The sequence below is a fragment of the Mycobacterium sp. P4_H6 genome (assembly GCF_056400845.1).
In genome coordinates this window covers 45,403-67,042 of sequence record NZ_JBFUKN010000022.1, presented here as the reverse complement: position 1 = coordinate 67,042, position 21,640 = coordinate 45,403, and the positions used below count along the sequence as shown (strand labels likewise).

Here is a 21,640-nt window from a genome sequence, read left to right as displayed (position 1 = left end):
CGCCGGATATCCTCAAGATCAGTATGGTTCCCTCCCCGAAAATTCCCACCCGCATGGCACCCACCACGAGATTTCCCACCCTCACCCAGCTGCAGTACCGGCTCGCGATCGGCTCGACGACATCGGACCAACTGGTACGCAAGTCCCTGAAAGCGATCGAGGCCAGCCAACCCACCTTGAACGCCTTCCGGGTGGTGCTGACCGAGCAGGCATTGGCCGATGCCGCCGAAGCCGACCGTAAACGCGCTGCCGGGCAACGACTTCCGCTGCTGGGAATCCCCATCGCGGTCAAGGACGATGTGGACGTGGCGGGGGTGCCCACCCGGTTCGGCACCGACGGGGAACGCCCCGTCGCGACCGCCGACGCCGAGGTGGTGCGGCGGTTGCGGGCCGCCGGTGCGGTGATCGTGGGCAAGACCAACACCTGCGAGCTGGGTCAGTGGCCGTTCACCAGCGGTCCCGGATTCGGCCACACGCGTAATCCGTGGTCACGCGAGCACAGTCCGGGCGGGTCCTCCGGCGGCAGCGCCGCCGCGGTCGCGGCCGGCCTGGTGACCGCCGCGATCGGATCCGACGGCGCGGGCAGTGTCCGGATACCGGCCGCCTGGACGCATCTGGTCGGGATCAAACCGCAGCGCGGACGCATCTCCACCTGGCCGCTGCCCGAGGCGTTCAACGGCATCACCGTCAACGGCGTGCTGGCCCGCACCGTCACCGATGCCGCCATCGTGCTCGACGCCGCCTCCGGCAATGCCGAGGGCGATCTGCACAAACCGGCGCCGGTCCAGGTGTCCGATCATGTGGGCCGCGCCCCCGGCCCGTTGCGCGTCGCAATGTCCACGGCTTTTCCGTTCAATGTCTTCCGCTCCGAACTGCACCCGGAGATCGCGGCCGCGCTGCAGGGCGTGGCCGATCAACTCGGACAGCTCGGGCACACCGTCATCAAGGCCGATCCGAACTACGGGCTGCGGATGTCGTGGAACTTCCTGGCCCGGTCCACCTCGGGACTGCTGGAGTGGCAGCAACGACTGGGATCCGGCGTCACGCTGGACAAGCGCACGGTGAGCAATATCCGGACCGGCTGGTTGCTGTCGCAGCACACCCTGCGCAAGGCGCGGGCCGCCGAGGCGCAGGCCCAGCGCCGGGTCGGCTGGATCTTCAACATCGCCGACGTGGTGCTCGCCCCCACCACGGCACTGCCCCCGTCCCTGGTCGACGAGTACGACGACCGCGGCCCGCTGGCCACCGACCGGGCCATGATCCGCGCCTGCCCGGTGACCTGGCCGTGGAACCTGCTGGGCTGGCCGTCGATCAACATCCCGGCCGGATTCACCTCCGACGGGCTGCCGATCGGCGTGCAGCTGATGGGTCCCGCCGACAGCGAACCCATGCTGATCTCGCTGGCCGCCGCGCTCGAAGGGGTGAACGGCTGGATGGCCAAGCAACCGGAACCTTGGTGGGACGGTCCCGCGCTGACGTAATGTCACCCCCTATGACGAACACCCGCCGTTGCGCGACGGCCGTCGCAGTGGCCGCCTTCGCCGCCGGGGCGGTGTTGGCCGCACCCACCGCCAACGCCGACAACCGGCGACTCAACGACGGCGTGGTCGCCAACGTGTACACGGTGCAGCACAAGGCAGGCTGCGACACCGAGATCAAGATCAACCCGAAGCTGCGCCTGGCCGCGCAGTGGCACACCAACGATGTGCTCAACAACCGGGCGCTCAACGGCGATATCGGGTCCGACGGCACCACCGTCGCCGACCGCGCCCGCAACGCCGGCTATGCCGGGCCGGTGGCCGAGACGGTCGCGATCAACCCCGCGCTGGCGATCAGCGGCATCGAACTGATCAACCAGTGGTACCACCGGCCGGACTACTACGCGATCATGGCCGACTGCTCGAATGTGCACATCGGTGTCTGGTCGGAGAGCCTGTTCGACCGCACCGTGGTGGTCGCGGTGTACGGCAAGGGTGACGGTGCCCCGCCGGTCCCGTCGGACATCCGCGATTTCGGCCAGGTGCCGGGCTGGACGCCCTAAAAACCCAGCTTCCTGAGCTGTTTGGGATCGCGCTGCCAGTTCTTCGCGATCTTGACCTGCAGCGTCAGATAGACCTTGGTACCGAGAAGCTTCTCGATCTGGGTGCGCGCAGCGGTGCCCACCTCACGCAGGCGGGCGCCGCCCTTGCCGATGATGATGCCCTTCTGGCTGTCGCGTTCGACGAACAGGACGGCGTGCACATCGATCAGATCGTCGCGGCCCTCGCGCGGGGTCACCTCGTCGATGATGACCGCCAGTGAGTGCGGGAGCTCGTCGCGCACACCTTCGAGGGCGGCCTCGCGGATGAACTCGGCCATCAGGACCTGCTCGGGCTCGTCGGTGAGTTCGCCGTCGGGGTAGAACGCCGGGCCCGGGGGAAGCTTGCTCACCAGGACATCGATCAGCACGTCGAGCTGCTCGCCCTTGGTCGCCGACACCGGCACGATTTCGGCTGTGTCCCCGACCAATTCGCTCACGGCCATCAGCTGCGCCGCCACCTTGTCCCTGGGTACCTTGTCGATCTTGGTCACGATCACGATGAGGGTGGTCCTGGGCGCCACGGCCCGGATCTGCTCATAGATCCACCGGTCGCCCGGTCCGATCGCCTCATCGGCGGGCAGGCACAGCCCGATGACGTCGACGTCGGAGTAGGTGCCCTTGACCAGTTCGTTGAGCCGCTCCCCGAGCAGGGTGCGGGGCCGGTGCAGACCGGGGGTGTCGACGAGGATGATCTGAAAGTCCTCGCGGTGCACGATGCCGCGGATGGTGTGCCGGGTGGTCTGCGGCCGGTTCGAGGTGATGGCCACCTTCTCGCCGACCAGCGCGTTGGTCAGTGTCGACTTGCCGGTGTTGGGCCGGCCGACGAAACAGACGAAACCGGACCGGAATTCGTCGCTCACGAGGACTCCGCCGGCTTGCCGGCACGATCGGTGACGATGACCGTCGCCGTCGGGGACAGCTCGGTCACCGCACCGATCCCGGGATCGTCGGCCGATCCGCCGACCAGCACCGCCGATTCCAGTCCGGCCGCGCCGCTGGACACCGCGGCGGCGACCGCCGCCTGCAGCGCGGTCAGGCTCAGCGCCGACAGTGTGACCGGCGCACCGGCATAGGTGCGTCCATCCAGGTCCCGCACCGCGGCACCCTGGGCCGCTTCTGCGCGGCCCATCGCTCCGCGGGCCAGCACGACCAGCTTGTCGTCCTCGGCGTCCAGACGGGTCACTTCTCCTCCTCCGGTGGCGCTTCCGGGGCGATCAGCACTGTGCCGATCCGCACCCGTCCGCGATGGTCCGGGCCACCTTCGGCCCGCAACCGCAATCCGTTCCAACTGACCTGGGCGCCGGGCAGCGGCACCCGGCCGAGTTCGTGCGCGAGCAACCCGCCGACGGTGTCGACCTCCAGGTCCTCACCGATGTCCAGGTCCTCGTAGAGTTCGGTCAGGTCCTCGATGGGCAGCCGGGTGGACACCCGGAACCGATTGGAGCCCAGCACCTCCCACGGCGCGACCTCATCGGCGTCGTACTCGTCGTTGATCTCGCCGACGATCTCCTCGAGCACGTCCTCGATGGTGACCAGCCCGGCGATCGCGCCGTACTCGTCGACCAGCAGGGCCATGTGCTTGCGATCGCGCTGCATCTCGCGCAGCAGCAAATCCAATGGTTTGGAGTCCGGGACGAACACCGCTGGGCGCATCAGTTCGCCGACCATGGCGTCGGTGCGACCGTTCGCCGGGGCGAGCGAAGCGCCGGGGGAAGATTCGGTGCGCGTCTGCGCCACAAGATCCTTGAGGTAGACCACACCGACGACGTCGTCGACGTTCTCCCCGATCACCGGCAGCCGGGAATGCCCACTGCGCACGGCCAGCGACAGCGCCTGCGCGGCGGTCTTGTCGGATTCGATCCACACCATCTCGGTGCGCGGCACCATCACCTCGCGCGCCGGGGTGTCCCCGAGTTCGAACACGGACTGGATCATCCGCCGTTCGTCGTCGGCCACCACGCCGCGCTGCTGGGCCAGATCGACGACCTCGCGCAGTTCGATCTCGGACGCGAACGGCCCGTTGCGGAAGCCACGGCCGGGGGTCAACGCGTTGCCGATGAGCACCAGCAACCGGCTGATCGGGGTCAGCAGCACCGAGATCGCGTGCAGCGGAAGGGCTGCCGACAGGGCGATGGTGTACGCGTTCTGCCGGCCGACGGTCCGTGGACCGACGCCGATGACGACGAAGCTGACCACCACCATGGTTGCCGCCGCGGCGAACAGGCCCCACGCCACACCGAGGTAGCCGTCCAGATAGGACACCAGCAGAACGGTCGCGCTCACCTCACACGTGATGCGCAGCAGCACCACGAGATTGATGTAGCGGGGACGGTCCACCAGCACGCGGGCCAGCCGGATGGCGCCGGGGCGCTCATCGCGGACCATCTCCTCGACGCGGGCCAGCGAGGCGGTGCTGATCGCGGCGTCCACGGCGGCGAAGAGCCCACCGAGGCCGATGAGCAGCACTGCACCGAGCAGCGGGGCGAGGCCGGTCACTGCTGGTCGAAATATCGCGACTTGTCCAGCAGCCGGCGATCCTTCTCGTTCTGCAGATCCTGGCGGTAGGACTCCACTTGGTCGGCCACCCATTCTTCGAGGAGGCGGCGCTGCAGGGCGAACATCTCCTTCTCCTCATCGGGTTCGGCATGGTCATAGCCCAGCAGGTGCAGCACACCGTGCACGGTGAGCAGGGCGAGTTCCTGTCCGAGCGAATGCCCGGCCTTCTCGGCCTGAACGGCCGCGAACTCCGGGCACAGCACGATGTCGCCGAGCATGGACGGACCGGGCTCGGCCGCATCCGGGCGTCCCCCGGGCTCCAGCTCGTCCATCGGGAAGCTCATCACGTCGGTGGGACCGGGGAGGTCCATCCAGCGCACGTGCAGGTCGGCCATCGCCGCGGTGTCCAGCAGCACCATCGACAGTTCGGCCGCCGGATTCACGTCCATCTGCGCGATGACGAACTTCGCGACACTGACCAGTTCCTGTTCGGAGACGTCCATCCCCGACTCATTCGATACCTCGATGCTCATCGCCGCGGACGCCCGCCCGACGAACGGCGCTGCGCGCGGTTGATCAGTTCGGGCTGCGCCTCATGCCGCGAGTAGGCGTCCACGATCTCGGAGACCAGCCGGTGGCGCACCACATCGGCACTGGTGAGCTCGGAGAAGTGGATGTCCTCGATGCCGTCGAGGATGTCGCTGGCCGCGCGCAGGCCCGAGCGGGCGCCGCCGGGCAGGTCGACCTGCGTGACGTCGCCGGTGACGACCATCTTGGAGTTGAACCCGAGCCGGGTCAGGAACATCTTCATCTGCTCGGGGGTGGTGTTCTGCGCCTCGTCGAGAATGATGAACGCGTCATTGAGCGAGCGGCCGCGCATGAACGCCAGCGGCGCCACCTCGATCACGCCCGCGGCCAACAGGTTCGGGATGGCGGCGGGATCCATCATGTCGTGCAGCGCGTCGTACAGCGGGCGCAGGTACGGGTCGATCTTCTCGGTCAGGGTGCCGGGCAGAAAGCCAAGGCGCTCACCGGCTTCCACCGCGGGGCGGGTCAGGATGATCCGGTTGACCTGCTTGGTCTGCAGCGCGTGCACGGCCTTGGCCATCGCCAGGTAGGTCTTGCCGGTGCCGGCCGGGCCGATCCCGAAGACGATGGTGTGCGTGTCGATGGCGTCGACGTAGTGCTTCTGATTCAGCGTCTTGGGCCGGATGGTCTTACCGCGCCGGGACAGGATGTCCAGGGTGAGCACCTCGGCCGGCGAGGCGTCGTCGGCGCCGGTCAGCATCGACACGCTGTGGCGCACGGCATCGGGGTTCAGCGGCTGGCCCCGGGAGATCACCGCGGTCAGTTCGGTGACGACGCGCTCGGCCAGGGCCACGTCGGCGGGCTCGCCGCTGAAGGTGATGGCATTACCGCGCACGTGGATATCGGCGGTGAGCAGCTTCTCCAGCGCACGCAGGTTCTCATCGGCCGAACCCAGCAGGCCCACAATGCTGTCGGGCGGAACAGTGATGCTGCTTCGTACCGGTCCGGAAATCGGGCCAGCGGTCGTCTCGCGGGGCGTCACGTGCGCTTTCGTGCCTGCTTCCTGTGCTCTCTTGAAATGGTGCCCTCAAGTTTACCGCTGGTCACCGACCTGTCCCAATGGTTAGTTCTTCAGGTCCCAACGGCTGGTCAGCACCCCGATCGCGCCGAGTGCCACCGCCGCGGCCGTCGAGGTACGCAGCACCAACGGCCCGAGCCGGACGGTGCGGGCCCCGGCACCGGTCAGTTCGGCCAGCTCCTCATCGCTGATGCCGCCCTCGGGACCGACCACCAGCAGCACCACCTGCGCCTCGGCCAGACCGATCTCGGCCAGCGGGACCGTCGCGGATTCGTGCAGCACCAGCGTCAGCGCATCCGGGACCCGGCGGACCAGTTCCGCGGTGGACACCAGCCCGTCGACCTCGGGGACATGGGCACGTCTGGACTGCCGGGCCGCAGACCGGGCCACCGCGCCCCAGCGCCGCAGCCCCTTGTCGACCTTGGCCGCCGATTCCCACCGGGCCACACAACGCTGGGACTGCCAGGCCAGGAAGCCGTCGGCACCGGCCTCGGTGGCCAATTCGATTGCCAGCTCCGAACGTTCGGACTTGGGTAGCGCCTGCACGACGGTCACCGCCGGTGACGGACGGGGCACCTCGGTCACGTCCAGCACCCGGGCCGACAGCCGCCCCTTGACGGCCTCCTCGACGACGCAGTGCGCGACGGTGCCGGCACCGTCGCCGAGGTCGAGTTCCTCGCCGGGCCGGATGCGGCGCACGTTGGAGGCGTGGAAACCCTCGTCACCGTCGACGACGGCGGTACCGCCCACGCCGGGCAGTTCATCGACGTAGAAAAGACTTCTCAACGCCCCGAGAACGTCTCACGCAGCCGGCTGAACAGCCCGCCGTTGTTCGCCCCGGCGCCGCCGCGGCTGGACTTCACCTCGGCGACGTCGCGCGGGCGGTGCTCCTTGAGCTTGCGCAGCAACTCCGAGTCGGTGCCGTCGAGGCGGGTGGGCACCAGCACCTCGACATGGGCGTGCAGGTTGCCGCGCACACCGGAGCGCAGATGCGGCATGCCGTGCCCGCGCAGGGTGGTCACCGCGCCCGGCTGGGTCCCGGGCGGGATGATCAGCTCGGTGGGGCCGTCGATGATGGCGTCCACGGACACCGAGGTGCCCAGTGCGGCGTCGAACATCGGTACCGACACCGTGCAGTGCAGGTCATCGCCGTCGCGGACGAAGATCTCGTGGGGCTGCTCGTGCACCTCGACGTACAGGTCACCGGCCGGTCCGCCACCGGGGCCGACCTCACCTTGGGCGGCCAGGCGCACCCGCATACCGTCGCCGACCCCGGCCGGGATCTTGACGCTGATCTCGCGGCGGGCCTGCACCCGGCCGTCGCCGCCGCAGCGGTGGCACGGATCCGGGATGACCTCGCCGACGCCGCCGCAGACCGGGCAGGGGCGTGAGGTCATCACCTGGCCGAGCAGCGAGCGCTGCACGGTCTGCACCTCGCCGTGGCCCTTGCAGGTGTCGCAGGTCTTGGGCACCGAGTTGCCGTGGGTGCCCTTACCCTGGCACAGGTCGCACAGCACCGCGGTGTCGACGGCGACCTGCTTGGTCACGCCGGTCGCGCACTCGGTCAGGTCCAGACGCATCCGCAGCAGCGAGTCCGAGCCCGGGCGCACCCGGCCGATGGGGCCGCGCGAACCCGCGCCGCCACCGAAGAACGCCTCGAACACGTCGCCGAGCCCACCGAAGCCGGCACCGGAGAAACCGCCGCCGCCCGCGCCCGCGCTCTCCAGCGGGTCGCCGCCGAGGTCGACGATGCGGCGCTTCTCCGGATCGGAGAGCACCTCGTAGGCGAGCTGGATCTCGGTGAAGCGCGCCTGGGCCGCCTCATCGGGGTTGACGTCGGGATGCAGTTCACGGGCCAGCTTGCGGTAGGCGCGCTTCAGCTCCGAATCACTGGCGCCCTTGCTCACGCCGAGCAGACCGTAATAATCGCGTGCCACGCTAAATACCTCTCTCGTGCCGCCGTCGGCGGCATTCCCTCATCGGGTGCCCAGGACTTCACCTATGTAGAGGGCAACGGCGGCGACGTTCGCGATGGTTCCCGGATAATCCATCCGGGTGGGACCGACCACGCCCATTCCGCCGTACACCTTGCCCGAGCTGCCGTAGGTGGTGCTCACCACCGATGTTCCCAGCATCTGCTCGGCCTCGGTCTCGTGCCCGATACGCACCGTGACCTTACCGGCCTGCTGTTGCACGGCGAGCAGCCGCAGCACCACGACCTGTTCCTCCAGCGCTTCGAGCACCGAGCGCAGCGACCCACCGAAGTCGGCGGTGTTGCGGGTGAGGTTGGCGGTGCCGCCGAGCAGCAGCCGTTCCTCGGTGTGCTCGACGAGGGTCTCCACCAGCACGGTCGCCGCCCGGCCCACCGCGTCGCCGAGACCGCCGTGCCCGTCCAGCGTGCTGGCCAGGTCCGCCACCGCCACCGACGCGGCCGACAGCGGTTTGCCCTCCAGAGCCGATGCCAGGCGTTCCCGCAGCTGAGCCAGTTGTTGATCGTCGATGGCGTCGCCGAGTTCGACGACCCGCTGATCGACCCGGCCGCTGTCGGTGATGACCACCAACAGCAGCTTGGCCGGCGTCAGCGCCACGACCTCCAGGTGCCGCACCGTCGACGTGGACAGCGTGGGGTACTGGATGATGGCGACCTGGCGGGTGAGCTGGGCCAACAGGCGCACCGCGCGGCGCAGCACATCGTCGAGGTCGACGCCGGATTCCAGGAACGTCATGATGGCCCGGCGCTCGCTGGAGGACATCGGCTTCACATCGTCGAGGCGGTCGACGAACTCGCGGTAGCCCTTCTCGGTGGGTACCCGCCCGGAGCTGGTGTGCGGCTGGGCGATGTAGCCCTCCGCCTCCAGGACGGCCATGTCGTTGCGCACCGTCGCACTCGAAACACCGAGGTTGTGGCGTTCGACGAGGGACTTGGAGCCGATGGGCTCCTTGGTGGCGACGAAGTCGGCGACGATGGCACGCAACACCTCGAAACGACGATCGTCCGCACTACCCATTGTTCACCTGCCCTTGGTCATCTGGTCTGTTTCCATTTTACGGGGATCAGCAGCGCATATTCACCGCGACACCGATCACGTCGCGCACGGGCCACCTCGGCATCGTTTCGCATGCAAAGACTTCGCCGACATTGCCCGTCGTTTGCGGTTAACCTCACCTGCATGGGAGCCCGCCGGTGATCTTCAAAGGTGTCCGCGACGGCAAGCCGTATCCCGAACATAATCTGACGTACCGGCAGTGGGCCCAGATCCCGCCGCGCCAGATCCGGCTCGACGAACTGGTGACCACCACGACGGTGCTCGCCCTGGACCGGTTGCTGTCCGAGGATTCGACGTTCTACGGCGATCTGTTCCCGCACGCGGTGCGCTGGCAGGGCGATGTCTACCTGGAAGAGGGCGTGCACCACGCGGTGCGGGCCGCGCTGCGCAACCGCACCGTGCTGCACGCCCGGGTCTATGAGATGGACGACGCGCTGCCGGCCTGACGCCGCAGCAGCACCACCGCGGTGAGGATCTGCCAGGCAAAGATCGGGTAGACGCTGCCGCGTTCCCAGAGACCGACCTGGCCCGCCCCGCTACCCACCATCACCAGGCACAGCAGACCCAGCGCGCCCAGCGCGATCGACGCCACCCGGTATGGCTTCGACGTGCGCAGGGCCGACCCCGCGAGCGCGGCACCGTTTCCGCCGACGATCGCGAGCACCGCCCCGATGACGTGCCAGGGGTTGCCCTGGCCGCTGTGCACGACAGCGATGAGCACGTTGCCGATTCCGTTGCCGATGGCGAACACCATGAACCCCAACCGGTTCCGCGATCGCGGTGCGTGTGCGGCGAACAGTGCCCCGGCGGTGGCGAAGCACACACCTTGAACGGCGAAGGCCGCGTTCATCAACGGCGCGTGCGGCGAGACGGCGGGATCACCGAGGGTGCTGATGTAGTCGGCGCCGTAGCCGTAGCCGGGCAGTGCGGTCGCGGCGAACGCCTCGGCGGCCAGATACCCGGCGGCGGCGAGGAGYCACAGCACCGCCGCGAATCTGGCCATCACGGCAAACATCCTCCCCCGCTGCCCCGCGAGCAGACGCAAATGGCCCCGAAAGTGCCCACTTTGGGGGCCATTTGTGTCTGCTCGCGCAGTTCAATTCGCCATGGCGTCGCGCAGGCTCTTGGGCCGTAGGTCGGACCAGTTCTCCTCGACGTAGGCCAGGCAGTCCGCGCGGGTGCTCTCACCGAACACCACCCGCCAGCCGGCGGGCACCTCGGCGAACTTGGGCCACAGGCTGTGCTGCTCCTCGTCGTTCACCAGGACGAAGAAGACGCCGTCCTCGTCATCGAACGGATTGTTGCTCATCGGCACTCCTCGCGCTGGCAGTGGATTTGGTGAAGAACTCGGACCCGAGCACCCGGTCGGACAACCGGCCCAGGCAGCTCAGGTTCGGGAATCCGGGCCCCTGGGTCAGACCGGCCAGGCCCGGCAGGAACAGCTTGGGCTCGACATCGTTGACCGACAGGTCGTAACCGATGGACTCCTGGATGCTGTCGGCGTTGAGCGCCTTGCCCATCCCCAGCTCCAGGACGTCGAGTGCGTCCTGGAGCAGCAACGGCACGAACCACATTGCGTTGGCGCCGGATCCGTCGATCACCAGATCGAAACCGTGCACCGTCTCCAGCCGCTCCCCGCCCCGCTCGGTCTGCAGGGTCAGCCGGATGCGTTCGTCGCGGGCCACCGCGTGCGCCACCCGGCCACGCAGATGCCGGATGCGGTCATCGGCGAGCAGCGCCTCCTGCACCCGCACCGAGAACACGCCACGGTCGGTGCGGTTCATCGCGTCGCGCTTCTCGGCCAGCGTCAGACCGGCCCAGTGGATGGGGTCGGAGTACAGCGCGTTCTCGAAGAATCCTTCGCCGCGGGTGAACAGCGTCACCTGCGGAGAGATCACCGTGATGGTCGAAAGCCGGTGCCGGAACAGCTCATCGAGCATGGTGCCGGCGGTCTCGCCGCCGCCGATGACCGCCACCCGGTCCGCAGCGATCAGCTCGTGCTGCGCCGCCCGGTGCCAGAACTGAGCGATGGAGAGCACCCGCGGGTTGCCCGGCAGGATGGAGCGCTCGGCCTGTCCGGGCCCGGTGACCATCAGCGCGTCGGCGTGCACGACGCCTTCCCGGGTGCCCAGTTCCCAGCGCACCCCGTCATCGCCGTACTGCAGCCCGATCTCGGAGACCTCACCGTGGCGGACCGTCATCCCGGTGTTGTCGGCCACCCATTTCAGGTACTGGCTCCAGCGCTTGTGCGCCGGGGCCGGTCGCCCGCGGTCGATCCACTCGGCGAACTGCCCGGTCGAGATCAGGTAGGACTGCCAGCTGTGCCCCATCATCCGCCGGTCCAGTTCGGCGTTGCGCCGCGGCACCAGCGCCGACTGGTACGGGAACCCGATGTCCTTCTCCGGGCCGGTGCCCAGCCGGTGCTGCCCGTCGGTCCAGCCGCCGGCGGGTTGCCAGTTGGCGGCCACCGCGGTGCGTTCGATGGCCACCACATCGGGGGCGGCGACGCCCATGGCGCGCAGCTCGGCGGCCTTGGCGGCCACCGCGATCGCCTTCACGCCGGCACCGATGACGGCGAGGGTCGGAGTGGATGTCATTGGATCACCTCTCGTAGAGCGTCCTGCCACAGCGCCTGCAGGGTGGCGACGTCGTCGGCAGAAAGAATGTCGGGCAGGGTGCGCCACTGCGTCCCCAGCACCGGGGAGCCGTCCTTGTCGACCATTGCCACGTTCAGCGTGATCTCATGGCGCACCGCCAGATCGGGTTCCGGTGTCCGGGACACCTGGGTCAGCAGGTCCCGGTCCAGTGTCAGCGCCGAACCACCGGGCGCCTGGCGCATGCGGCCCAGGTAGTTCAGCAGGATCTGCGGACCGCGGTGGGCTCCGAGCCGTTCGGCGGTATCGGTGCGCAGATAACGCAGCAGCGCGTAGTCGATGCCGTCGCCGGGGATGGCGGCCAGTTCGTCGGCGACCCCGCGGACATCCTCGGCCCCTAGGCGCACCGGGTAGATCGCGCTGAGCAGGCCGACCGTGTCCCCGGTGTCGATCTGACGGGAATCGTCGGCGAGCCCGGCCGAGACGACGCCGTCGGCGCGCCCATAGGTCTCCAGCGCCAGCAGCGGTGCGGGCGTGTCCTGTCCGCGCAGGCGACGCCAGGCGGTCAGTGCCCGGGCCGTCGCCGCGGCCAGCACCTCGGGCACCGGGACCGGTGCGGCCAGCACCTGCGCGGTGACGGCCCGGCCGACGAAGGACATCGACACCACGGCGTCGGCGGCGCGGTCGGTGTCCGGCCGGACCCGGCGGGTGCCGAGATCGGGATCCGCACCGTCGAGCTGGCGCTCCCAGAAATCGCAGGTGTCGAGTTTGAGGGCACGCTCGGCCAGCATCCGTGACCACTGCCGCAGTGAGGTGTGCTCACGCACGGCGGCGGGCGTGCGGCCGGCGGTGACGGCGTGCCAACCGGTTTCGAGTTCGCCGAGCACGATGTGCCAGGAGGCCGGGTCCATGGCGAGCACATGGGCGGTGATGAGCAGCACCTCGGCGCCGCTGTCGTGGTGCAGCCACACCGCGTTGAACATCGCACCCCGGTCGGGGTCCAGCCGCTGCACCGCGGCGTCGGTGTGCAGCGCGACGGCGGCGGTCAGCTCACCCGATGCGTCGACCTCGGTGAGGATGTCGCCCACCGGATGATCGACCAATGTCATTGCGACGCGGTCCAATCGGCTGTGCAGCGCCGCGTGGCCGTCGATCACGCTGCGCAGCAGAGCATCCAATTGTTCGCGGCTGGCGCCGCCGGGCAGCCGGATCGCCTCGGTGGATGCCAGCCGGCGCGGATCCCCGTGGGCCAGCAGCCAGTGCCCGGCGGGCAGCAGCGGTATGGGTCCGGTGTCCTCGATGTCGAACTGTTCGGCCGCGACGTCGGTGTCGATGGCTGCGGCCAACTCGCGGATGTTGGTGCATTCCAGCATCAGCCGGGCCCGCAGCGACACCCCGCGCCGGCGCACCGCCTGCACCACGGACAGCGCGACGATGCTGTCCAGGCCGAGGTCCAGGAAGTCGGCGTTGACGTCGACGACCTTTGTGTCCAGCACCTCGCCCAGCACCTCGGCGAGCACGACCTCGGTATCGGTGGCGGGGGCGGCGAACGCGTCGGCCTGCCCGACGCCGCGGTCGGCGTCCAGGGCGGCCAGTGCGGCGTCGTCGACCTTGCCGTGTGAGGTCAGCGGTATCGCCCCGACGTCGATGATGTGGTGCGGCACCAGGTATCTGGGCAGGGTGGTGGTCAGCATGCGCCGCAGTTCGCTCACCGGCACGCCGCTCACCACGTACGCGGTGAGCCGCGGTCCGCTGCGGTGGCGTCGCACCGCGACATGCGCGTGCCGGACATCGGGGTGGCGGTGCAGGGCGGCGGCCACCTCCGCGGGTTCCACCCGGAAGCCACGAATCTTGACCTGATCGTCGCTGCGGCCGAGGAACTGCAGGGCATTGCCCTTCAGCCGCCGGACGACGTCGCCGGTGCGGTACATCCGGGCACCCGGGTGCACGGGATCGGCGACGAAGCGCCCCGAGGTCTCCCCCGCGCGCCCCAGATAGCCGCGGGTGAGCTGCCCGCCGGTCAGGTACAGCTCGCCGGCGACCCCCGCGGGGACCGGACGCAGCCAGCTGTCCAGCACGTGCGCGGTCATCGGATCGGTCGGCACGCCGATGCACGGCTGATCGTTCTCCGCGATCGCGGCGACCACGGCCTCCACGGTGGTTTCGGTGGGGCCGTAGCAGTTGTGGGCCCGCATACCGGTGCGTTCACATTCGGCGCGGATGCCCTGCCAGGCCGCGGTGTCGATGTTCTCGCCGCCCAGGGCCAGCACCGCCAGCGGCACGGCGGACAGCAGCCCGGCGGCCCGCAGCTGAGTGAACATCGACGGCGTGGTGTCGATCATGTCCAGGCCGAAGCGCCCGATGGTGGCTACCAGCGCCTCGGCGTCGCGCTGCACATCGTCGCCGATGATGTGGACCCGATGACCCCCGAGCAGTGCCACCAGYGGCTGCCACGCCGCGTCGAAGGTGAACGACCAGGCATGGGCGATGCTCAACGTGCGGTTCAGCCTGGCCTGTGCCGGGCCGAGCACGTTGCGCACGTGATCGTCACCGTAGGCGAGCAGTGCGCTGTGAGTTCCGATGACGCCCTTGGGTTTTCCGGTCGTTCCAGAGGTGAAGATGATGTAGGCGCCCTGCCCGGACCGTATCTGCGCGGGCCGGTAGTCCGGTTCCGGGTCCCCGACGTCCACCAACAATGCGTCGTCGATGATCAGGTGTGCGCCGGTCTGGCCGACGATTTCGCGGACGCGTTCCGCAGGCATCCCCGGATCCAGCGGCACGATCAGTCCGCCGGCCTTCAGCACGGCGAGCATGGCCACCACGTAGTCGGGGCCGCGGCGCAACAGGATCGGCACCGGGGTCTCGGCGTGCACTCCCCTGCGCTGCAGATCCGCCGCCAACCGGTCGGCGGCGCTGTCGAATTGGCGGTAGCTCAACTCGCTGCGGTTTCCGAAGTTCGACGACGTGGCGGGATCCCAGCTCAACGCGATCTCGTCCGGGTACTCGGCAGCGACCGCGGCGACCGCGGTGTGGAAACCACCCGTGGCGCCGGCAGTTTCGGTGATCTCGGAGGTCACGACTTCGCCGTCGAGGGTGACGTTCACCTCCCGCATCGGGCGTCCCCACGACTTCAGCAGGCGCTGCACGACTGCCAGCACCCGCTGCCCCAGCGTCTCGGGATTCAGCAGTCCCAGTGCGCCGTCCAGGGTTTCGACGAGCACGGTCAATCGCCCGTGCGTCGGGTGGGCGGCGATGGTGACCGGGAAATGCGACAGGCTCTCCAGCGCGGCGGGCCGGATCACCGCCGAGCCCAGGTCGAACTCGCCGCTGCCGACCAATCCGCCGGGCGGGAAGTTCTCGTACACCAGCAGGGTGTCGTACAGCTCGCCGATACCGCCGGCCGCCCGCAGTTCGGTGTGGCTGAGGTAGCCGTGGTCGCGCAGTTCGGCGGCTTCGCGTTGCAGCGCCAGGCATTGCTGCCCGACCCGTTCGGTCGGGTCGAGCCGGATGCGCAGGGGCACGGTGTTGATGAACAGCCCGACCATGGCTTCCACGCCGGACAGTTCGTCGGGCCGGCCGGACACCGTCACCCCGAATACCACGTCGGAGCGGTCGGTGAATGCGGACAGTATTGTCGCCCAGGCCATCTGGAACATCGTGCTGACGGTGACGCCCCGGCTCCTGGCCGCTTCGATCAGCTCTGCGGTGGCCGTTTCGTCGAGCTCGATCTCGGTACGGGTGGGCAGGCCGGGCACGGCCTCGCCACCCAGCGCCGGGGTCAGTAGCGTCGGGCCGTCCAGATCGGCGAGATGGGTGCGCCACCGCTGCTTGCTGGTTTCCGGGTCCCGGCCGGCCAGCCAGCCGATGTAGTCGCGGTAGGGCCGCGGCGCCGGCGGTATTGCGGCGAGATCGCCACCGGCCCGGTACAGGCCGATGAGCTCGCTGACGAACACCGGCAGTGACCAGCCGTCGATCACGATGTGATGTGCGACCACCACCAGCCGCCATTGCCGCTGCGGCATCTGCACCAGCAGGAACCGGATCGACGGGCCCTTGCCGAGATCGAAGGGCCGGCCTCGCACCTCGGCCTCCAGCGCGGCAGCCTCGCCGGCGTCCGCGACGATGTGCTGCCAGGGCAGCTCGAAGGTGGCGGGCACGATCGCGACCGGCCGGCTCAGGTTTCCCTGGAAGAAGCTGACCCGGACATTGGGGTGGCGCTCCAGCATCGCCTCGGCGCAGGACTTCAGCAGCTCGGCATTTAGGTCGCCCTCGATGTCGGCGGCCATCGCGATGAAGTAGGGGTCGGCTCCGGCCTCGCTGTCGGTCAGACCGGCAAGCGAGTACAGCCCCTGCTGCAGGGGGCTGAGTGCCATCACATCGGAGATGGAGGGCTTGTCGGCGGGCGGGAGCGGAGCGACCCGGGGATTGGGAGGCGGCGAGCTCATGTCTGGTCGGTGCCCCACCCCGCGGTCAGAGCGGCCAATTCGTCGTCGGACAGCCCCGATGCCGCCATCGGCTCGTGCCGGGTGTCGGTGTTCATGCCTCCGGCCACTGCCTCACCGGCCCTGGCGTCGATCGCGGTGGCGAGCTCGGCGAGTTCGGGATGCTCGAAAACCATCCGGGCGGTCAGCGGGATACCGGCGTCCCGTGCGCGGGCGGCCAACTGCACGGCCAGGATGCTGTCACCGCCGAGGGTGAAGAAGTCGTCGTGACGACCGAACTCCTCCACCGACAGCAGGTCGATCAGCATGGCGGCCAGTGCGCGTTCGGTCTCGGTGCGGGCCGGTTCGCTGGGTGCGGTGGACACCACCACCGGGCGCGGCAACGACCCGCCCTCCAGCGAGTTCAGCACGGTGATCGGCAGCGCCGCATGCTCGTCGGGCAGTGCCGCGCGCAGCGCGGCGACGTACGCATCCGCATCGGTCACCGGTTCGGCGGCCACCACGTAGCCACCCAGCACCGTGCCGCTGCGGGTCTCCCAGTACCGGGTGGCCGCCGCGGCGACACCCGGGGCCGCCTCGAGGGCGGCCTGCACCCGATGCTCGCCGCCTTCCAGGTATTCCAGTGTGCCGTCGGAGTTCCACCGGGCACGGTCGCCGGTGCGATACAGCCGGGTGCCGGGGCCGAATGGGTTTTCCGGATACCGGAAAGCCGCTGCGGGGCTGATGGTTTCGTAGGAGGCGTCGACGGCACCACCGGCGTAGTACACATCGCCGGTGACACCGGCCGCCACCGGGGACAGCCACTCGTCGAGCAGGTGCACCCGGTCGGCGCCCGTGGTCTGCGGCAGGCCGGTCAGCGGGACGGCCGACCGGCTCCACTCCGCGACGATGTCCTGGTCGCCGTCGGCGATGGTGATATCGCGCAGCGTGCGGTCGGGCTCGGTGGCGAAGGCCTGCAGCACCCGCTCCAGCCAGGAGATCAACCGTCGTGCGGTTTCCTGCCGGTAGAGCTCGGTGCGGTAGATGACGGTTCCCTGGTAGCCCGCCGGTGCACCGTCGGGCGCCGTCTCGGCGAAGAAGTTCAGCGACAGATCGGCATGTGCCACATCGAATGTCGGCTCCAGCGCGGTGAACCGGGTCTCGCCCTCCTCCGAGGTGTCGATGACCTGATCCGAGGGCAGTTCCTCCCGCACGTGCACGACCACTCCGAACAGCGGGTTACGCGACAGCGAGCGCACCGGGCTGACGGCATCGACGACCCGGTCGAAGGGCAGATCCTGGTGCGCGTACGCGCCCAGCGCCATCTCCCGGGCCCGGCTCAGCACCTCGCGCACGGTCGGGTTGCCGTCCAGACGGTTCCGCAGCACCACGATGTTGATGAAGAAGCCGATCAGCCCGTCGAGTTCGGGCTCGGTGCGGCCGGCAACCGGCGTGCCCAGCGGGATGTCGGTCCCCTCGCCCGCCTTGTGCAACGCGACGGCGACGGCGGCCTGCAGCAGCATGAACTCGGTGATGCCGAGTTCGCGGGTCAGTTCGGTCAGTTTCGCGCGGGTTGCGGTGTCGATGGTGAACGGCAGCGCGTCACCTTCCCCGCCGGGAACGGGCCGGCGCGGGAAGTCCGGGCGCAGCCCGTTCTCCTCGGGCAGTCCCGAGAGCTGCTCCACCCAGTAGTCACGCTGCGCGGTGATGCTCTCGGCCTGGCCGCCCAGCAGTCCGGCCTGCCAGGCCGCGTAGTCGGCGTACTGCACCGGCAGCGGCTCGAAATCCGGTGCCTGCCCGGCACTGCGGGCCCGGTAGGCGGTCAGGATGTCGGTGAACAGCACCCCGGCCGACCAGTGGTCGGCGGCGATGTGGTGCACCACCAACGACAGCACATGCTCATTCGCGGTGGACAGCACCGCGGCCCGGATCGGCCATTCGTGCTCCAGATCGAAGCAGTAACGCCGTTCGGCGGTCAGCTCGGCCTGCAGCCACTCCTCGCCGTCGCCACGCGCGCGGCGCACCGGCACCGCCGCAGCCGGGTTGATGATCTGGAACGGTGCCCCATCGATCTCGCGGTAGGTGGTGCGCAGGATCTCGTGCCGGTTCACCACATCGGTGATGGCGGCGACGAACGCCTCCGGGTTGTTCGGTCCGCTCAGTCGGGCCGCGAACGGGATGTTGTTGACCGGGTTCGGGCCGTCGATGCGGAACTGGAACCACTGCCGCAGCTGGGCGGCCGACATCTGCAGCGGTCCCTCATGCGGGACGGCCACCATGGCCGGACGGTCGGAGCGGCCACCGGCGGCGGCGATCACATCGATGTGCGCGGCGATACCGCTGACGGTGCCGAGCTCGAAGATCTCCTGCACCCCGATGTCGACGCGGCAGCGTGCGCGCACCGCCGCCACCAGTTTGGTGGCCAGCAGCGAGTGCCCGCCGAGTTCGAAGAACGAATCGTCGGCGCCCACCGCGTCGCGGCCGAGCAGCTCCGCGAACAGTTCGGCGACGTCGCGCTCGGTGTCRGTGGCCGGTTCGCGGTATTCGGTGGCGACCACGATCTCGGGTTCCGGCAACGCTTTCCGGTCGATCTTGCCGTGCGCGGTGATCGGGATCTCGTCGATGGCCACATAGGCGGCCGGGATCATGTATTCCGGCAGGGCGGCGGCGACGCGGGCGCGGATCCGGTCGATCTCGACGATGCCGGCCGCACCGGCCGGGGTGACATAGGCGACCAGGCTCTTACCCAGTCCGGGGACGTCGCTGACCACCACCACGGCCTGCCCCACCGACGGGTCCACCGAGATGGCGGCGGCGATCTCACCGAGTTCGATCCGGAAACCGCGGATCTTGACCTGCTCATCGGCGCGCCCGACGAATTCGATGTCACCGTCGGCGTTGCGGCGGGCGAGGTCACCGGAGCGGTACATCCTCCTGCCCGGGTTGAACGGATCGGCGATGAAGCGTTCGGCGGTCAGCGCCGGACGGTCGTGGTATCCGTGCGCGACATGCGTTCCGCCGATATAGATCTCGCCGATCACCCCGACCGGCACCGGCTGCAGGTAATCGTCGAGCAGGTGCATGGTGGTGTTGATCTTCGGGGTGCCGATCGGCACGATGCGCGAGCCCTGCTTGCCTTCGACCTTGAAGCGGCTGCAGTTGAGCACCGTTTCGGTGGGTCCGTAGAAGTTGTGCAGCAGCGAGTCGAACATGGCGTGGAACTTGTCGGCCACCTCACCGGGCAGTGCCTCGCCGCCGATCGGGACGCGTTGCAGGGTGCGCCATTCGTTGACCCCGGGCAGCGACAGGAACAGGCCCAGCAGTGACGGGACGAAGTGCATCGAGGTGACGCCCTCGTTGCGCAGCAGGTCGGTCAGGTAGCCGATGTCGGTCAGCCCGTCGGGCTTCGGGATCACCAGGCGGGCGCCGGCGGCGAGCATGCCGAAGATCTCGCCGATCGAGACGTCGAAGCCCTGCGAGGCCACCTGCAGCAGCCGGTCCTGATCGGAGACTTCGTATTCCGGCCCGAACCAGGCGAAGTACTCGGCGATCGGCCGGTGCGGCACCGGCACGCCCTTGGGCAGGCCGGTGGAACCGGAGGTGTAGATCAGGTAGGCGGTGTTCTCCGGCAGCAGCGGACGCACCCGGTCGGTGTCGGTGGGATCCGCACCGGAGTATGCGTCCAGGTCGGTGGCCAGTTCGCGGAGCACGACCTTCGGGTCGGAGTCCGACAGGATGTAGCTGAGCCGGTCCTCGGGGTAGGTCGGGTCGACCGGCAGGTACACCGCGCCGGCCTTGACGATGCCGAGCGCGGTGATGACCAGTTCCGGTGATTTCTCCATCAGCACCGCGACGCGGTCCTCGGTGCCGATGCCCTGCGCGATCAGCTTGTGCGCCAACCGGTTCGCGGCCTCGTTGATCTCGCGGTAGCTGTGGTGGCGGCCTTCGTACACCACGGCGGTGACATCGGGGGTCTTGGCGGCCTGCTCCTCGACCAGCGCGGTCAGGGTGGTGGCGGGGGTGTCGAACCGCTCACCGTGCGACATCGCGCGCATCCACTCGGCGTCCTCGGCCGAGAAGATGTCGAGGCGGGCCAGCGGGCGCTCCGGGTCGTCCAGGGCGTTGTCCAGCAACACCGCGAACGACGTGAGCATGCGCTGCGCGAGGTCCGCGTCGATGATCTCGGTGAGGTGCTCGGCCTCCACCACCGCACCGGTGCCGTCGAACTCGACCATGAAGCCCAGCGGCAACTGGGTGACGTGCCCGCGCAGTTCACCGCGGGCGCACTGCACACCCGCGGGGCGGAAACCGCCACCGTCGGGTTCGCGGAAGCCGAAGCTGATCCGGGTCATCCGCTCGGCGCCGTGGCGGCGGTCCGGATTCAGTTCGCGCACCACACGATCCAGGTTGATGCGCTGGTGCGCGAACGCGCCCAGCGCGGTGTCGCGGGTGGCCAGCACGAAGTCGCGGAAACCCTGGGAGGCCTGCGGGCGCAGCCGCATGGCCACGGTGTTGCCGTAGTAGCCGATGGCGTCGTCGGTGCCGCGGTTGAGCACCGGGCTGGCGACCAGGAAGTCATCGGTGTGGGTGTAACGGTTGATCAGGACGCCGAACGCGGCGAGCAGCACCATGTACGGGGTGGCACCGGTCTCCCGGGCCAGGGCGGACACCTTGGTGACCGTCGCGGGCGCCAGCGCCAGCGCGGTGCGCTGGGAACGGAACCCGGTCGGGATAGCCGAACCCGTGGGGCCCGGAAGTTCCAGGGGCTCGGGCGGATCGCTCATCACCGCCCGCCAGTGCGCCAGGTCCTCCTCTCCTGTGTCGGCCGCGGGTGCGGGCGGGCGCGGGGTCGGGCCCAGATCGTCGCCGCCGTACGCAGTGGTCAGATCGCCGAAGAACACCCGCCAGCTGCCGTCATCCCAGGCGATGTGGTGGGCCACCAACAGCATCATGTGCTCGTCGGCGGCCAGGCGCACCAGCGTGATCCGCAGTGGCGAATCGGCGGAAAGGTCGAAGCTCTGCCCGAATTCGCGCTGGGCCAGCACCTCCAGGCGCAGTCCGCGGGCGCGCTCGGACATCTCCGAGAGATCGTGGAAGGCCCACGACGGGTTGAGGTCCTGGTGCAGGACGGCCTGCGGTTCACCGTTCTCGTCGGCGACGTAGGTGGTGCGCAGCAACGGGTGCCTGCGCGCCACCGCGTTCAGCGCGGCGTGCAGACGGTCGGCGTCCAGGGCGCCGGTCAGCCGGTAGGACAAGCTGATGTTCAGCAACACACCGGTCGGGTCGAAGGCCTGGACGAACCACATCCGGCGCTGCCCGTCGGAGAGCGCCTTCTCATCGACCTCGCCGGCCGTGCTCGAGGACAGGCCGCGCTCGGCGAGCTTGCGGCGCATCAA

At 69.1% G+C, this 21,640-nt stretch carries 16 protein-coding genes; 3 read left to right on the top strand and 13 right to left on the bottom strand.

Going from position 1 to position 21,640, the window contains the following annotated elements; genetic code table 11:
• Positions 1–23: 23 nt before the first annotated feature.
• Entirely contained in the window at positions 24–1,481 is a 1,458-nt protein-coding gene (locus AC1DTF_RS11810; protein ID WP_162264265.1) for an amidase, read from the top strand.
• Positions 1,482–1,492: 11 nt separating this feature from the next.
• The gene (locus AC1DTF_RS11805) at positions 1,493–2,041 is read left to right on the top strand and encodes a CAP domain-containing protein (protein WP_057169706.1); all 549 of its coding nucleotides are present in this window, start codon (positions 1,493–1,495) and stop codon (positions 2,039–2,041) included.
• On the opposite strand, the gene era is transcribed toward AC1DTF_RS11805, so the two are convergent.
• The 8 genes from era to hrcA all read right to left on the bottom strand — a co-directional run bounded on the left by era (position 2,038) and on the right by hrcA (position 9,190).
• A complete protein-coding gene (gene era / locus AC1DTF_RS11800) occupies positions 2,038–2,940 on the bottom strand; it encodes a GTPase Era (RefSeq protein ID WP_057169705.1) in 903 nt (300 codons plus the stop codon). The genes AC1DTF_RS11805 and era overlap by 4 nt on opposite strands.
• The gene (locus AC1DTF_RS11795) at positions 2,937–3,209 is read right to left on the bottom strand and encodes a cytidine deaminase (RefSeq protein WP_235571507.1); all 273 of its coding nucleotides are present in this window, start codon (positions 3,207–3,209) and stop codon (positions 2,937–2,939) included. Before AC1DTF_RS11795 ends, era begins: the two co-directional genes overlap by 4 nt.
• 50 nt (positions 3,210–3,259) lie before the next feature.
• The gene (locus tag AC1DTF_RS11790) at positions 3,260–4,576 is read right to left on the bottom strand and encodes a hemolysin family protein (protein WP_057169702.1); all 1,317 of its coding nucleotides are present in this window, start codon (positions 4,574–4,576) and stop codon (positions 3,260–3,262) included.
• Positions 4,573–5,109 carry an rRNA maturation RNase YbeY gene (gene ybeY / locus AC1DTF_RS11785; protein ID WP_057169700.1) on the bottom strand — a complete coding sequence of 179 codons (537 nt, stop codon included), beginning with the start codon at positions 5,107–5,109 and terminating at the stop codon, positions 4,573–4,575. Before ybeY ends, AC1DTF_RS11790 begins: the two co-directional genes overlap by 4 nt.
• Entirely contained in the window at positions 5,106–6,146 is a 1,041-nt protein-coding gene (locus AC1DTF_RS11780) for a PhoH family protein (protein ID WP_057169698.1), read from the bottom strand. Before AC1DTF_RS11780 ends, ybeY begins: the two co-directional genes overlap by 4 nt.
• Before the next feature lie 81 nt (positions 6,147–6,227).
• Entirely contained in the window at positions 6,228–6,968 is a 741-nt protein-coding gene (locus AC1DTF_RS11775; protein WP_477474183.1) for a 16S rRNA (uracil(1498)-N(3))-methyltransferase, read from the bottom strand.
• Positions 6,965–8,119 (bottom strand): molecular chaperone DnaJ, encoded by a 1,155-nt coding sequence (dnaJ, locus tag AC1DTF_RS11770; RefSeq protein ID WP_477474182.1) that lies wholly within the window; start codon positions 8,117–8,119, stop codon positions 6,965–6,967. The genes AC1DTF_RS11775 and dnaJ overlap by 4 nt, the downstream gene beginning before the upstream one ends.
• Before the next feature lie 39 nt (positions 8,120–8,158).
• Positions 8,159–9,190: a heat-inducible transcriptional repressor HrcA gene (gene hrcA, locus AC1DTF_RS11765; protein ID WP_057169695.1), complete on the bottom strand. Its 1,032-nt coding sequence runs from the start codon at positions 9,188–9,190 to the stop codon at positions 8,159–8,161.
• A gap of 176 nt (positions 9,191–9,366) precedes the next feature.
• Between hrcA and AC1DTF_RS11760 the strand changes: the two genes are divergently transcribed.
• Complete coding sequence (locus tag AC1DTF_RS11760; RefSeq protein WP_057169694.1) at positions 9,367–9,675, top strand: type II toxin-antitoxin system VapB family antitoxin; 309 nt, start codon at positions 9,367–9,369, stop codon at positions 9,673–9,675.
• On the opposite strand, the gene AC1DTF_RS11755 is transcribed toward AC1DTF_RS11760, so the two are convergent.
• The 5 genes from AC1DTF_RS11755 to AC1DTF_RS11735 all read right to left on the bottom strand — a co-directional run bounded on the left by AC1DTF_RS11755 (position 9,645) and on the right by AC1DTF_RS11735 (position 21,637).
• The gene (locus tag AC1DTF_RS11755) at positions 9,645–10,232 is read right to left on the bottom strand and encodes a DUF998 domain-containing protein (protein ID WP_477474201.1); all 588 of its coding nucleotides are present in this window, start codon (positions 10,230–10,232) and stop codon (positions 9,645–9,647) included. The two genes, AC1DTF_RS11760 and AC1DTF_RS11755, sit on opposite strands and share 31 nt — an antisense overlap.
• 93 nt (positions 10,233–10,325) lie before the next feature.
• Positions 10,326–10,538, bottom strand: coding sequence for an MbtH family protein (locus tag AC1DTF_RS11750; RefSeq protein ID WP_057169692.1), 213 nt, complete (start codon positions 10,536–10,538; stop codon positions 10,326–10,328).
• Entirely contained in the window at positions 10,516–11,826 is a 1,311-nt protein-coding gene (mbtG, locus tag AC1DTF_RS11745) for an NADPH-dependent L-lysine N(6)-monooxygenase MbtG (RefSeq protein ID WP_477474181.1), read from the bottom strand. The genes AC1DTF_RS11750 and mbtG overlap by 23 nt, the downstream gene beginning before the upstream one ends.
• Positions 11,823–16,268 (bottom strand): amino acid adenylation domain-containing protein, encoded by a 4,446-nt coding sequence (locus tag AC1DTF_RS11740; RefSeq protein ID WP_477474180.1) that lies wholly within the window; start codon positions 16,266–16,268, stop codon positions 11,823–11,825. The genes mbtG and AC1DTF_RS11740 overlap by 4 nt, the downstream gene beginning before the upstream one ends.
• On the bottom strand, positions 16,265–21,637 hold the full coding sequence (locus AC1DTF_RS11735; protein ID WP_477474200.1) for an amino acid adenylation domain-containing protein: 5,373 nt from the start codon (positions 21,635–21,637) through the stop codon (positions 16,265–16,267). The genes AC1DTF_RS11740 and AC1DTF_RS11735 overlap by 4 nt, the downstream gene beginning before the upstream one ends.
• Between the last annotated feature and the right edge of the window lie 3 nt (positions 21,638–21,640).